The sequence below is a fragment of the Acinetobacter silvestris genome (assembly GCF_002135235.1).
GTDB lineage: Bacteria > Pseudomonadota > Gammaproteobacteria > Pseudomonadales > Moraxellaceae > Acinetobacter > Acinetobacter silvestris.
Genome location: NZ_NEGB01000003.1, coordinates 234,028 through 246,568 on the forward strand (window position 1 = coordinate 234,028; position 12,541 = coordinate 246,568).

Annotated in this window: 17 protein-coding genes; 10 read left to right on the forward strand and 7 right to left on the reverse strand. The window is 37.2% G+C overall.

Annotated elements, in window-relative coordinates:
- Positions 1–2 precede the first annotated feature (2 nt).
- Complete coding sequence (locus B9T28_RS07275; RefSeq protein ID WP_086203331.1) at positions 3–701, reverse strand: response regulator transcription factor; 699 nt, start codon at positions 699–701, stop codon at positions 3–5.
- Between the two features lie 383 nt (positions 702–1,084).
- Between B9T28_RS07275 and B9T28_RS07280 the strand changes: the two genes are divergently transcribed.
- The 3 genes from B9T28_RS07280 (at position 1,085) to B9T28_RS07290 (ending at position 2,801) form a co-directional block, all read left to right on the forward strand.
- Positions 1,085–1,696, forward strand: a complete 612-nt coding sequence (locus tag B9T28_RS07280; protein ID WP_086203332.1) for a glutathione binding-like protein — start codon at positions 1,085–1,087, stop codon at positions 1,694–1,696.
- A gap of 197 nt (positions 1,697–1,893) precedes the next feature.
- Positions 1,894–2,475, forward strand: coding sequence for an NAD(P)H-dependent oxidoreductase (locus B9T28_RS07285; protein WP_086203333.1), 582 nt, complete (start codon positions 1,894–1,896; stop codon positions 2,473–2,475).
- A 14-nt stretch (positions 2,476–2,489) separates the two neighbouring features.
- Complete coding sequence (locus B9T28_RS07290) at positions 2,490–2,801, forward strand: putative quinol monooxygenase (protein ID WP_086203334.1); 312 nt, start codon at positions 2,490–2,492, stop codon at positions 2,799–2,801.
- Positions 2,802–2,901: 100 nt separating this feature from the next.
- Here the strand turns inward: B9T28_RS07290 and B9T28_RS07295 are convergent, their stop codons facing one another.
- The 5 genes from B9T28_RS07295 to B9T28_RS07315 all read right to left on the reverse strand — a co-directional run bounded on the left by B9T28_RS07295 (position 2,902) and on the right by B9T28_RS07315 (position 5,710).
- Complete coding sequence (locus tag B9T28_RS07295) at positions 2,902–3,687, reverse strand: thiazole synthase (protein ID WP_086203335.1); 786 nt, start codon at positions 3,685–3,687, stop codon at positions 2,902–2,904.
- A gap of 14 nt (positions 3,688–3,701) precedes the next feature.
- Positions 3,702–3,899 (reverse strand): sulfur carrier protein ThiS, encoded by a 198-nt coding sequence (thiS, locus tag B9T28_RS07300; protein WP_086203336.1) that lies wholly within the window; start codon positions 3,897–3,899, stop codon positions 3,702–3,704.
- Positions 3,900–3,920: 21 nt separating this feature from the next.
- Positions 3,921–4,286 carry a DUF423 domain-containing protein gene (locus tag B9T28_RS07305; RefSeq protein WP_086203337.1) on the reverse strand — a complete coding sequence of 122 codons (366 nt, stop codon included), beginning with the start codon at positions 4,284–4,286 and terminating at the stop codon, positions 3,921–3,923.
- Between the two features lie 193 nt (positions 4,287–4,479).
- Complete coding sequence (gene rpoH, locus B9T28_RS07310; RefSeq protein WP_086203338.1) at positions 4,480–5,349, reverse strand: RNA polymerase sigma factor RpoH; 870 nt, start codon at positions 5,347–5,349, stop codon at positions 4,480–4,482.
- A gap of 136 nt (positions 5,350–5,485) precedes the next feature.
- Entirely contained in the window at positions 5,486–5,710 is a 225-nt protein-coding gene (locus B9T28_RS07315) for a sulfurtransferase TusA family protein (protein ID WP_086203339.1), read from the reverse strand.
- A 389-nt stretch (positions 5,711–6,099) separates the two neighbouring features.
- Here B9T28_RS07315 and B9T28_RS07320 point away from each other — a divergent pair, with 389 nt between their 5' ends.
- Positions 6,100–6,312 carry a cold-shock protein gene (locus B9T28_RS07320; protein ID WP_086203340.1) on the forward strand — a complete coding sequence of 71 codons (213 nt, stop codon included), beginning with the start codon at positions 6,100–6,102 and terminating at the stop codon, positions 6,310–6,312.
- A 403-nt stretch (positions 6,313–6,715) separates the two neighbouring features.
- Positions 6,716–7,867: an ATP-dependent RNA helicase RhlB gene (gene rhlB, locus B9T28_RS07325; protein ID WP_086203341.1), complete on the forward strand. Its 1,152-nt coding sequence runs from the start codon at positions 6,716–6,718 to the stop codon at positions 7,865–7,867.
- 65 nt (positions 7,868–7,932) lie between these two features.
- Here rhlB and B9T28_RS07330 read toward each other — a convergent pair whose 3' ends face one another.
- Positions 7,933–8,316, reverse strand: coding sequence for a hypothetical protein (locus B9T28_RS07330; protein ID WP_086203342.1), 384 nt, complete (start codon positions 8,314–8,316; stop codon positions 7,933–7,935).
- Between the two features lie 212 nt (positions 8,317–8,528).
- Between B9T28_RS07330 and B9T28_RS07335 the strand changes: the two genes are divergently transcribed.
- From B9T28_RS07335 to B9T28_RS07355, 5 genes are all read left to right on the forward strand, one after another.
- Positions 8,529–9,113, forward strand: a complete 585-nt coding sequence (locus tag B9T28_RS07335; RefSeq protein WP_086203343.1) for a nitroreductase family protein — start codon at positions 8,529–8,531, stop codon at positions 9,111–9,113.
- 47 nt (positions 9,114–9,160) lie between these two features.
- Positions 9,161–10,234, forward strand: coding sequence for an NAD(P)H-dependent glycerol-3-phosphate dehydrogenase (locus tag B9T28_RS07340; RefSeq protein WP_086203344.1), 1,074 nt, complete (start codon positions 9,161–9,163; stop codon positions 10,232–10,234).
- Positions 10,235–10,356: 122 nt separating this feature from the next.
- The gene (locus B9T28_RS07345; protein WP_086203345.1) at positions 10,357–10,812 is read left to right on the forward strand and encodes a SixA phosphatase family protein; all 456 of its coding nucleotides are present in this window, start codon (positions 10,357–10,359) and stop codon (positions 10,810–10,812) included.
- A gap of 39 nt (positions 10,813–10,851) precedes the next feature.
- Positions 10,852–11,994, forward strand: a complete 1,143-nt coding sequence (gspL, locus tag B9T28_RS07350; protein ID WP_086203346.1) for a type II secretion system protein GspL — start codon at positions 10,852–10,854, stop codon at positions 11,992–11,994.
- Positions 11,994–12,473, forward strand: coding sequence for a type II secretion system protein M (locus tag B9T28_RS07355; RefSeq protein WP_086203347.1), 480 nt, complete (start codon positions 11,994–11,996; stop codon positions 12,471–12,473). Before gspL ends, B9T28_RS07355 begins: the two co-directional genes overlap by 1 nt.
- Positions 12,474–12,541 lie beyond the last annotated feature (68 nt).

The window sequence follows — 12,541 nt, forward strand, 5'->3', positions numbered from 1 at the left end:
ATTCAGCCATCTAAAAAACCTAAGTTTCTTGCAGTATCTATTGCTTTGGTTCTTGTACATACAGCCAGTTTTCGATAAATATTTTTAATATGAGATTCAACTGTATAACGTGAAAGGCTAATGTGAGTGGCAATCTCTTTATTGCTTAATCCTTGTGCAACTAAAGTTAAAACCTCATGTTCTCGTGCAGAGAGTAAGTCATTTTCATGTTGCGGTTTGATTTCTTCTTTATTCTGAATAGGTGGAGTTTTTTCATTAAATTGGAATTTTTTTAGAATTTTTTGTGCAATAAACGGATCAATGGGAATTCCCCCGCGTAATACACTACGTATCGACAAGGCCACTTCAATATCATCTCGTTCCTTTAAAATATAACCTGTCGCACCTGAGGCTAATGCATTTAAAATAGAATCTTCAGTACTCCATGCGGAGATCACCAATATTGCTATGGTTGGATTCTGGCTTTTTAAGGTTTCTATAACCTCTATACCATTACCATCGGGCAGTCCTAAGTCAACTAATGCAAAAGATACAGAATGTTCAGAGAGTAATTTATTTGCTAATGCCTTGCTTTGTGCAAAATATAAGTCTTCAGGTTTATAGCCGATATCAAATAAAATTTGTTTAAGTCGGATTTGAATAAGCGGCTCATCTTCTACAATAATGACGGGAACTGGTAGTTTTAACTCGTTACTTATCATATAAATGTTACCGATATTGAGATGGTTTATAATTTGCCATATTAATTGCTTTATTGCACAAGTATTTAAAAGATAAGGCTGCTTTATCTTTGTTAAGTTTAAGGTGTCACTGAGGTGCGTAGCCTGCCTAATATAGCAACATGAGCTTCATGCTCATTTGCCTGTTTGTCAAATTTTTTGACTTTAACTGTTTTACTAAACATCTCACCCGATTATTTTTTATTGGTTAGAAATAATATAATTCAGCTTGAAAAAGAGCGGCTTTTCCTGAATATTTAAAGTGTCAAATTTTTTACGCTTTCTTGCAATTTAATCGATTCAAAAACTTGCAAGATGTCTCGAAGCGTTCTAAAACATTAAGAGTTGAATAACAAGGATCAATTATGAAATTATATTATTCTCCAGGTGCATGTTCACTTGCCGCACATATTATTTTAAATGAAATTAATGTCGATTTTGACTTAGAACGTGTTGATTTAAAAACGCATAAAACAGAAAAAGGCACAGACTATTTTACGATTAACCCTAAGGGTTATGTGCCTGCTTTGGAGATTAATCCGGGTTTAATGTTGACTGAAAATGTGGCAATCTTACCATTCCTTGCACAACATGATCCAAAACAAGATTTAATTCCACCATCGGGCTTAGGTCGTGCCAAAGTATTGGAATGGTTAGGTTATCTGAATTCGGAATTACATGATGCTTATTCCGTATTTTTTGGACCAGCTTTATCGCCAGAAGAAAAAGAACGTGGTTATGCAACAATCAATAAAATTTTAGAATATACAGATAATTATCTACAAGAGTCGGATTATGATTATTTAGTGAATGATCACTTTGGTCCTGCCGATGCCTATTTATTTGTACTTACCAATTGGTCTAATTCGATTAATCATGATTTATCACCATTTAAAAATGTGATTGCATTGCGTAATAAAGTCGCCGGTCGCCAGTCTGTACAAATTGCGATGCGAGATGAAGGTTTAATTCCTTAATTTTATGTTTGTGGTTATAAAATAGCTTCTTTCAAGAAGCTATTTTCATTGCAGTATGGGCTTAAAATGGACAGTATAATTGATGTCCATAATGCTCATTATTGATTGTTTAGCAATAATGTTTTGCAGTATTTTGACTTTTTCTCAAGAGTTATTCTGATTATATTGACTGTAATTCAATAATCTTTGGTTAAATCATGAGTAACATCCTTATTATCAATGGCGCTAAACAATTTGCACACTCCAATGGTGAGTTAAATGATAGCTTAACTAACTTGGCTCACGATGTATTGTCTGAGCTTGGACACCAAGTACAAATAACACGCGCCGATAGTGATTATGATATTCAGCAAGAAATACAAAAATATGTATGGGCAGACACGATTATCTACCAAATGCCAGGTTGGTGGATGGGTGCTCCTTGGACTGTTAAAAAGTATATCGATGATATTTTTACAGAAGGGCATGGAACGCTTTATGCCAGTGATGGTCGGTCTCGTACAGATGGGGCAAAAAAATATGGTTCTGGCGGTTTAATTCACGATAAAACTTATATGTTATCGCTAACGTGGAATGCACCCATGGATGCTTTTACTGATAAAAATCAATTTTTTAATGGCATTGGTGTAGATGGTGTGTATTTACCTTTTCATAAGGCCAATCAATTTTTAGGTATGCAAAGTTTAGCGACATTCATTGTGAATGACGTCATTAAAGCCCCTGATGTTGCCTTATATGACGCTGAATATCGTAAGCACTTAATGACTGTATTTGCTTAATTAGGATTAAAACGATGTTCACTGTTATTGCGGAAATTTTAATGCCATCGGAGCAGGACTTTAAAATAGTTTTAGCGTCGTTTAATAGGGTTATGGGTATTGTTCGAAAAGAACAAGGTTGTCATGGCTATGAGCTTTATGTGGATAGTCAAATCGATAGTCAGATGCAAACCAAAGTTCCATATTCTATTGTGATGTATGAAAAATGGGAAACCATTCAGCATCTAGAAGAACATATGCAAACTACACATATGTTAGCTCACAAAGAAGCAGTTAAAGATAAAGTTTTGGATATCAAGATTCGAATTTTAGAGAAGGGTATTTGAGACGCATTTAAACTGTATTTTCAAATATTAAAAATAAAGCCAACATTATTGTTGGCTTTATTTTGGCTTATTAACGTTAAATATGATTTAAATCGAATGATTATTTAAAGAAATAGCCTGTTTCTGGTGAACTTGCATGTGCCGTACGTTTACGTGGCATACGACCCGCTAGATAAGCTTCACGTCCCGCTTCAACTGCTTTTTTCATCGCAGATGCCATTAAAATTGGGTGTTTCGCAGCTGCAATGGCGGTATTCATCAGTACGCCATCACAGCCTAGCTCCATTGCAATCGCAGCGTCACTTGCAGTACCGACACCCGCATCAACCAATATTGGAACTTTGGCATTCTCTTTAATAATAGACAGTGTATGTGGGTTTAAAATTCCAAGACCTGAACCAATTAAGCTGCCTAAAGGCATAATGGCCACACAGCCCATGCTTTCTAATTCTTGTGCAACAATTGGATCATCTGAAGTGTAAACCATCACTTCAAAGCCATCTTCAACTAGCGTACGAGCAGCTTTTAAGGTATCTATGACATTGGGGTAAAGTGTTTTTTCATCACCGAGTACTTCAAGTTTGACCAAGTTGTGGCCATCTAAAAGTTCACGTGCAAGCATACAAGTGCGAATGGCGCTATCTGCATCAAAACAACCTGCAGTATTAGGGAGAATGGTATATTTTTCAGGAGAAATAACCGAGAGTAAATTGGGTTGATCCGGATGTTGCCCAATATTTACACGACGAATAGCAACAGTCACAATTTCAGCAGCACTGGCTTGAATCGCTAAATCGGTTTCATTTAAATCTTTATACTTACCTGTTCCAACCAATAAACGCGATTTAAAAGTACGTGAACCAATAATAAGAGGGGTGTCTTGCATAGGAGAGCTCCGAATTAGCCGCCACCGACAGCGTGAATAATTTCAATACGATCGTGTTCAGAAAGAGGTGTATTTTCGAGTTTGCTTTTGGAAATAATTATTTCATTTTTTTCCACTGCAAATCGTTTGCCATCTAAGGCCAATTGCTGAATTAATTGCAATAAATTGAGGCAAGTGGTTTCTTGCTGCTCGCCATTGAGATAGATTTGCATAGACATTCCGTGTATGACCCATTATTTTGAGTATTTAAAAGCATTCCAAGCGAGAACTAACCAGCCTAGAATCATTAAAGTTCCACCAATAGGCGTAATGGCGCCGAATATTCGAGGAGCGCCAAGGCTCATTAAGTATAATGAACCACAAAATATAATAATGCCGAGTTGAAATAAGCTAAAACTTATTTTAATCGGAAGTTGAGGGGCAACTTTTGCAAGGATTCCCAAGGCCAACAGTCCTAAGGCATGATAGAAAAAATATTCAGTTGCTGTATGCCACCAAGCGAGTTGTTCTGTACTGGCATAGGTTTTTAGACCATGTGCACCAAATGCGCCTAAAATAACAGCCAATGCTAAATTGAGAGCTGCGATTGCAATCCACATAAGCAGGATACGCCTGAATAAATATGGGCATAACCTTAACATAGTTTTAAGGATTGAAAAAAGACCAAAACCACCCATTTTATCTAGCTAAAACAGCGGTAAAATATAAAAAAATAATATGGCATATTAAAATGCTGCCTTATTAGTTAGTAATAAGGCAGCATATTTTAAATAGTTAACGAGGTGTTATTAACTAGTTGGAGGACATTGCGACTTTAATTTTTTCCATCGCATTTTTTTCTAACTGGCGAATACGCTCAGCAGAAACATTATATTCAGCTGCAAGTTCATGTAAGGTAGATTTATCATCATCTAACCAACGACGTTGCAAGATATTGCGAGAGCGATCATCGAGTTGATCCATTGCTTCGTGAAGTGCAGAAGTACTTTGTTGTTCGTAATCCTCCTCTTCAACTAATCGAGCTGGATCATAACGAGTATCTTCTAGATACAGTGCAGGTGCAACATGGGTTGAACCTTCATCGTCATCATCACCTTGAGCTTCAAAAGCAGCATCATATGCTGTTAAACGACCCTCCATTTCCAAGACTTGTTCTGCGGTCACATTCAGGTCATTCGCAATGGATTGGGCTTCTGCTAGTGTAAGTTTCTTACTTGATTTCTTTAAGCTACGTAAATTAAAGAATAATTTACGTTGTGCTTTGGTGGTCGCAATTTTCACAATACGCCAGTTACGGATCACATATTCATGAATTTCGGCTTTAATCCAATGCACAGCAAAAGACACCAATCTAACCCCCATGTTGGGATCAAATCGTTTAACGGCTTTCATTAAGCCGAGGTTGCCTTCCTGAATCAGGTCACCTTGAGGTAGGCCATAACCTGCATAACTGCGCGCAATATGGACTACAAAACGTAAATGAGACATCACTAACATTTTTGCAGCATCTAAATCTTGATCATAATAATAACGATCAGCCAACTCTTTTTCTTGTTCAGCTGTCAAAATAGGAATCTGATTTACGGTGCTAATATACGCCCCAAGATTTACGCCTGGCGCAGATAAGGACAGGGGCATCAATTGCTTGCTGCTGTCACTCATGAGTTCTCCTTATCGGAATTTCGTTGTATGAGCAATGTATTCATCTTAATTCGAATAACATCCATAAGTAAGGAAATTTGGGTATAGAAATGTAATTTTTTATACAAAGATGCAATCAAAAAATCAATTAAAATAATTAAGATTCAATTAAGTAATGAAATTCAAGTTCAGATACTTTAATGAATTGACACTTAATTTGATGCATTTGACAGTATCGCAATAAGTCTATTTCACTATGAGGATCTGATGCTTTTAATATAAAGGCCTGATGAGGCTGTGCCTTTTTTAATTCACGTTTTAACATTAATAATGGCATAGGGCAGGGTTTCCCCATCGCATCAATACAAATTGGTTTAGTCATTTCCTATTTATGGTTTAGGATAATTGAGGAAGCCTATCTTATCAAACTTAGTTTATTGTTCCAAAAAGATTTTATAAAATAATTGCAGCAAAAATGCTTGAATTTTTATAGCAATAAAACTGCGTAATTTATATTCACACTTTTATCGCTAATTATCTAAAAAAATTCTATTAATTGTCATAAACCCATGTTAAGCTCTTTGCGTAATTAGGATTCACAGCAAAAGTTTTTTGTTTAGAATACTGATTATTAATGGATGTAACCGGGATTTTGTTAATAGTTTTATAGAATGATTACAAACTTTGAAATACAAAAATATTTTAAACTTTGTTTGCTCTGCTGTTTGCAACACCGGGTGGTCCTTTTTTCATCATACTGAGGATTAACTTATGACAGCTCGCGAACAAGGCGTTGTTAAATGGTTCAACGATACTAAAGGTTTTGGCTTTATTCAACGTAGTGGTGGAGATGATGTATTTGTTCATTTCCGCGCAATTCAAGGTGATGGTCACCGTTCACTTCGTGACGGCCAACGCGTTGAATTCAGTGTTGTTCAAGGTCAAAAAGGTTTTCAAGCTGAAGAAGTTCAGCCTTTAGACTAATATTTGGTTTTCGAACTGAATAAAGGAGCGCCCTAATATATATTAGGGCGTTTCGTTTTTAACAATATGATAAACCACAGAATAAAACTTATAAGCTGTTCCAAGCTAGGACTTCTATTCACGTTATCACTTATAATCATAATAAATAGCAATATTGATTTTTCATGCGGCTAAGCAAGCTCTGTGGATTAAATAATGATAAAAAAATCAATTAGGGCTATAATCAAGATCATCATAAATTTAAGTTATAAGTCAAGATGTTAGAGTTTTGATCTGATTGAGTTCTTTGTTAATTTAAACTTATGATTTTATTTGATTTTTATATTCATAATATCACAATATTTTATTGGGTATTTTGTTTATAATAAGCACGTTTTTTATTATTAAGTTAGAGCACGCATTTATGGCATCTGGTTTCCAAAGCTTGAATTTACATCCGCAATTAAGTCAAGCGATTGATGCTTTAGGGTTTACAGAGATGACCCCAATTCAGCAAAAAGTTTTAAAATATACTTTGGCTGGTCATGATGCAATTGGTCGTGCGCAAACAGGTACAGGCAAAACGGCTGCATTTTTAATTAGTATTATTAATGACTTACTCAACAATCCAATTAAAGAGCAGAGATTTCGTGGTGAGCCGCGTGCGCTAATTCTAGCACCGACACGTGAACTTGCGATTCAAATTGAAAATGATGCCAAAGACTTAACTAAATTTTCCAATCTTAATGTGGTGGCTTTGGTTGGTGGTGTGGATTTCGATAAGCAGCGAAAGCAACTTGATAAGGGTTTTGTTGATATTTTGGTGGCCACACCAGGACGCTTAATTGATTTTACTGAGCAGAAAGAAGTTTGGTTAGATCAAATTGAATTTTTAGTGATTGATGAGGCCGATCGTTTACTGGATATGGGTTTTATCCCATCTGTAAAACGGATTGTGCGTTATTCACCTCGTAAAGAACAACGTCAAACGCTGATGTTCTCTGCAACCTTTAGTTATGATGTGTTGAATTTGGCACAGCAATGGTTATGCGAGCCTGTAACGGTTGAAATTGAGCCTGAAAAGAAAACCAATGCTGATGTTGAGCAACGGGTTTATATGGTTGCAAAGCAAGATAAATATAAGCTTTTACAAGAGATCTTGCGTGATGAGCCGATTGAAAAAGTTATGATCTTTGCCAATCGTCGTGACCAAGTGCGTAAGCTGTATGATCATTTGAAAAGAGATGGTTATAAGGTGGTCATGTTGTCGGGTGAAATTTCACAAGATAAGCGTTTGAAAATGCTAGATCAATTTAAAAATGGTCAACATAACATCATGATTGCTACGGATGTCGCAGGCCGCGGTATCCATGTTGATGGTGTTTCACATGTGATTAATTTTACTTTACCTGAGCAGTCTGACGATTATGTTCATCGTATCGGGCGTACTGGTCGAGCTGGTTCACAAGGTGTAAGTATTAGTTTCTTATCTGAAGATGATGCTTTTTACCTGCCTGAAATTGAAAAAGCGATTGGACAAAAATTACCATTGACACGCATGGAAGGTTATTGTTAATTCCTTTTGCTGATAAAAAACACCCTCTTTTACAGAGGGTATTTTTTATCAGCATTACAATTATATTAACTTGCAGTCTTACAACTAAACGTCAATGTGGTTTGATAGTCGGTATCTTTTTCAATTGCTGTACTTTTGCCAAGTACAGAACCTAAAATATTGGCTGCAGCTGTAATTAATTGTCCAGTCTGTTCGTCGACAACGCCTTTTAATGCACCGCTATATTCAGTCTTCTCATTAATGAGTATCGGGGCAGCTTTTTTACCACAAGCATTATTTGCTGCGGCAATGGCATTGTTTTTGGCAATAATCTGACTTTTCCCTAGGCCGGTGACTTCGTATTGATTATTGTCTTTTTGAATTGCTAAACTTTGCTTAGGTGTTGTAGCACATGCTGTTAAGCTGAGAGCTGTTATCACGGTAAAGCTGATTGCTAAGATATTTTTCATTACTAATCCCCAAAATAAATTAAATACGATTCATGCTATTGCAACATAGCATGATGTAAAAGTTGAGGGAAAGTTGTATAGAAATTGAAGCAATTTTCTATATTGCTGTGATTTTAAAGTATTTCACTGGTGCAAAGCCCAGTCCATATGAGGCATTTTTTTAAGATTATGCTAAGCTTGCTCAATATCGGTTTCTAATAGATTAAAAGTCCATGATAGATTCAACATTGCAAGTTGTTCATGACAATATTCATCAGCGTCAATCGATTGGACATTTGGTTGAGCCTGCACCTAATGTAGAACAGTTAGAGTTGGCTTTTCAAGCCGCACTGACTGCACCTGATCATCATCGTTTAAAGCCTACACATTTTATTGTGGTTTCAGGTGAGCAGCGTGCTGCATTTGGTGAATTGTTGGCGCAAGCAGTTGCTGATTTAAATGAAATGGATTCAGTACAAATAGAGCGTGTTAAGCAGCATCCATTTCGTGCACCCTTATTGGTTTTGGCGGTGACTCGATTTCAAGACCATCCGAAAGTTCCCTATTTTGAACAAACTTTGAGTTCGGGGGCAGCGATTCAAAACTTTTTATTATCTCTACAAGCACAGGGTTTTTCGACCATGTGGCGTAGTGGTGCTGTTGTAGAATCTGGGTTTTTAAAAAAAGCTTTAGGATTAAATCAACATGATTTAATTGCAGGTATTATCTATGTGGGGACTGCAGTTAAAGCGATTGCCCCTCGTGCTGTAATAGATACTCAAGCCTATGTCAGTGTTTGGCAAAGTGATTCATTGTAAAGTTGTATTGAATTAAAAAGTAAATTAAGTGATTTGGGATAAAAATAATGTCGGAATTGAAATTTACAGATCTGATAGCGCCTGTAGTTGTTGATCAAAAAACGGCTTTACGTGTGACCATATTAGGTGGGGGAAGTTTCGGGACAGCTATGGCGAATACAGCTGCTCGGAATGGTTGTGATACGATCATTTGGATTCGGGATGAATTGATTGCAGCGGAGATTAATACAACACATATCAATCAGCGTTATTTGCCTGATTACACGCTCGAAACTTCTTTACGTGCAGAATCAAACCTAGAAAAAGCGGTAAGTGATCGAGATATTATTCTTGTAGCAATTCCAAGCCATTCATTTCGAGATGTATTGCGTCAGATTAAACCTTTTATTAGTGCTCAAGCTATTGTTTCACTCACTAAGGGGGTTGAAGCAAAAACCTTTAGCTTTATGAGCGATATTATTCGTGAAGAATTGCCTGAGGTCTCTTATGGTGTGCTTTCTGGGCCAAATCTTGCGAAAGAAATTATGGCGGGAATGCCAGCAGGTACGGTGATTGCCAGTAATTCAGAATTGGTTCGCTATGCCGTGCAACAGGCTTTACATAGTGCATTATTCCGCGTATTTGGCAGTGATGATGTGCATGGTGTTGAGCTAGGTGGAGCATTAAAAAATATTTATGCTGTAGCTATGGGGATGGCGGCCGCTTATAAAGTGGGTGAAAATACCAAGAGTATGATTTTAACGCGTGCCTTAGCTGAAATGAGTCGTTTTGCAGTCAAGTTAGGGGCAAATCCGTTAACATTCTTGGGTTTATCAGGTGTGGGGGATTTATTCGCTACTTGTAATAGCCCACTGAGTCGAAATTATCAAATAGGTTTTGCTTTAGGTTCTGGAAAAACGTTAGAGCAGGCGACTAAAGAACTCGGTCAGACTGCTGAGGGGATTAACACTATTGTACAAGTGAATGCGCGAGCGAAAGAGTTGGATGTTTATATGCCAATTACTGCAGCATTATACGAAGTGATTTTTGAAGGTGCACCCGCATTAAATATTGCAGTATCACTGATGAAAAATGGGCATCGCAGTGATGTGGAATTTGTGCTTCCACATAACGAAGTCTGATGATGATTCATAAAAGTGGTGCTAAAGGTAAAATTTTCACCAGGTTATCAAAAAAGAGATCATTTGATCGAAATGTCATAAATTTTGGATATACTGGGTTTTAAGCAGAAAAGGGATTGTAGATGCAACTGACTTTAGTTCGACATGGAGAAGCTGTTCCTCCTGTGAATGGTAATGATGATAAACGACCTTTAACACAACGAGGTCATTTACAGGCAGCACAAACCGCGACGTTTTTAAATGACCAAGATACGCCTGATATTTTTGTGGTGAGTCCGTTGTTGCGGGCACAAGAAACTTTGGCGCATATTCAGATATATTTTAACGATGTGCCTGTTTTAATTTGTGATAATATCAAGCCAGATGATGATGCGAAAGCTGCGATAGAGTGGCTGTCACAACTTCCATTTGAGAGAATTGTGGTGGTGTGTCATATGAATGTGGTTGCACATATTGCAGAGCAACTAACGCATGATCATTTCAATCCTTTTGCTTTAGCAGAAGCTCGAATTTATGAGCAGACAGTTATTGCCAATGGTTTATCAACACAACGTAAAGCCTTTGTTCCGACAGTATAGAATTTTATATAAAATTAATTAAACGGCAGAAAACGATAAATGTTGTACTTATGGATGCCTGAGGCCAATGGGGTTTGGCAATGGTCTCGTGGGGGAAGCTGGAATCAGACGCAGAGTCTGGAGCAGTTGCTACAAGAGATTAAATTAGAAAAAAGTGAAGAAGCAGTCGTTTTCTTTCCGAGTCGTGATGTGCAAATTATTCAGCAGAATTTGAATAAAGCTCAATATAAGCAATTGGGCGTGGATGGGATTAAATATTTACTCGAAGAATATGTGATTCAGCCCATTGATCAGATGAGGGTTTTTTCGCATTTTCAGCAACCAGATCAAGTCTCAATCTTGGGTGTTGCACAGAATACCGTGCTGACATTACAGCATTCTCTTGCTCTGATTCCCGTTAAAGTCATTGCTTTATTGCCTGATTTTTTAATTCTACCAGTGCCGGCGGAAAATGAAATCATATTGGCTAATGTTAATGGGCGTCTATTGGTACGGGAAAATGAATTCTTAGGGAATTCTATTGATGATTTGGCTTTGTATTTGGAATTCGCTCAAAAAGTTACTAGCTATAAATATAGTAATTTAACTAATGAGCAAGCAGAAAGCTTATTTGCAGTGAGTACGTCGGATATTCGTGAGAGTTTTAATTACCAATTTATTGAAATTCTTAAACCTAAGAGTCACCCTTACAATGTTTTACCTAAAGCGAAACAAGAGCAGTCTACAGTCTCTGGTTATTGGAAAGCATGTGCTGTTTTAGTATTCGCCTTGCTGGTTACGCAGTTTAGTTATGATGCTTTGCGCTGGGTGAAACTTAAGAAACTCGCAGACCAAACTGCGATTCTTGCCATTGATCAATACAAATCGTGGTTTGGTAATGCTGGGCGTGTGACAGAGCAAAATCTTCGGAGTTCTTTTGAAGGGAATTTAAGAGCAAGTCGAAATGCCAATACTCAAGCATTGCAATTGTTGAGTCGGGTCGGGCCAATTTTGATGCAACATCAAATTGTGGCGAATCGGATTAATTATGACACGGCTATTTTAAATATGGATTTGGTCGCAAAATCGACTGAAGGTCTGAATACTTTGGTGCAGCAACTAAATCAGCAGGGATTTAAAGCTGAATTAGGGAATGTGCAAACGCAAGGTACATCTGTGGTTGGTTTGGTGAAAATACAATAATGAAAAAAATACTAACTATACGAAATAGTCTGGATCTCTGGTTAGAGCGTATTTCTGAAAATTTAGAAAAAATGTCAATGCGCGAACGTATGCTCGTAATTTTTACGAGTGTATTTGTTGTGGTTGCTCTGCTGGGTTCGGCATTATGGTATATGCATGCAGCAGCAGAAAAACAACAACAGCGGGTTAATGAATTGAAAGACCTTGTTATTTGGATGCAGAGTAATGTGGTGACGATGAAGCCAGCTGATAATTTGGCACTGACGTCATTTGAAAAAATTCAGCGAGTTGCTCAACAGCAAGGTTTATCTGTTGCATCGCAACAAGTGGGGGAGCAAATGCAGATTGTTGCTCAGCATGAAAATTACGCTATTCTGGCAAATTTTTTAACTCAATTGGCGCAAATAGGGCTGAGTGTTGAAAAGTTAGAACTGATCAAGGTGGATAGTCAGATTAAATTAACAGCGACAGTACAATAGCCAGTAAAATAAACATTGGTCAGGCATGGTGTTTTAATGGGGCTGTGCCTATAATAAGGCAACTTAAA

Excerpts from the sequence above, each read along its gene's own strand:
- rhlB (WP_086203341.1), top strand. The coding sequence starts at position 6,716 with ATGGCATCTGGTTTCCAAAGCTTGAATTTACATCCGCAATTAAGTCAA.
- rpoH (WP_086203338.1), bottom strand. The coding sequence starts at position 5,349 with ATGAGTGACAGCAGCAAGCAATTGATGCCCCTGTCCTTATCTGCGCCA.
- B9T28_RS07345 (WP_086203345.1), top strand. The coding sequence starts at position 10,357 with ATGCAACTGACTTTAGTTCGACATGGAGAAGCTGTTCCTCCTGTGAAT.
- gspL (WP_086203346.1), top strand. The coding sequence starts at position 10,852 with ATGTTGTACTTATGGATGCCTGAGGCCAATGGGGTTTGGCAATGGTCT.
- B9T28_RS07335 (WP_086203343.1), top strand. The coding sequence starts at position 8,529 with ATGATAGATTCAACATTGCAAGTTGTTCATGACAATATTCATCAGCGT.
- B9T28_RS07320 (WP_086203340.1), top strand. The coding sequence starts at position 6,100 with ATGACAGCTCGCGAACAAGGCGTTGTTAAATGGTTCAACGATACTAAA.
- B9T28_RS07355 (WP_086203347.1), top strand. The coding sequence starts at position 11,994 with ATGAAAAAAATACTAACTATACGAAATAGTCTGGATCTCTGGTTAGAG.
- B9T28_RS07330 (WP_086203342.1), bottom strand. The coding sequence starts at position 8,316 with ATGAAAAATATCTTAGCAATCAGCTTTACCGTGATAACAGCTCTCAGC.
- B9T28_RS07280 (WP_086203332.1), top strand. The coding sequence starts at position 1,085 with ATGAAATTATATTATTCTCCAGGTGCATGTTCACTTGCCGCACATATT.
- B9T28_RS07315 (WP_086203339.1), bottom strand. The coding sequence starts at position 5,710 with ATGACTAAACCAATTTGTATTGATGCGATGGGGAAACCCTGCCCTATG.
- B9T28_RS07295 (WP_086203335.1), bottom strand. The coding sequence starts at position 3,687 with ATGCAAGACACCCCTCTTATTATTGGTTCACGTACTTTTAAATCGCGT.
- thiS (WP_086203336.1), bottom strand. The coding sequence starts at position 3,899 with ATGCAAATCTATCTCAATGGCGAGCAGCAAGAAACCACTTGCCTCAAT.
- B9T28_RS07305 (WP_086203337.1), bottom strand. The coding sequence starts at position 4,286 with ATGTGGATTGCAATCGCAGCTCTCAATTTAGCATTGGCTGTTATTTTA.
- B9T28_RS07275 (WP_086203331.1), bottom strand. The coding sequence starts at position 701 with ATGATAAGTAACGAGTTAAAACTACCAGTTCCCGTCATTATTGTAGAA.
- B9T28_RS07290 (WP_086203334.1), top strand. The coding sequence starts at position 2,490 with ATGTTCACTGTTATTGCGGAAATTTTAATGCCATCGGAGCAGGACTTT.
- B9T28_RS07285 (WP_086203333.1), top strand. The coding sequence starts at position 1,894 with ATGAGTAACATCCTTATTATCAATGGCGCTAAACAATTTGCACACTCC.
- B9T28_RS07340 (WP_086203344.1), top strand. The coding sequence starts at position 9,161 with ATGTCGGAATTGAAATTTACAGATCTGATAGCGCCTGTAGTTGTTGAT.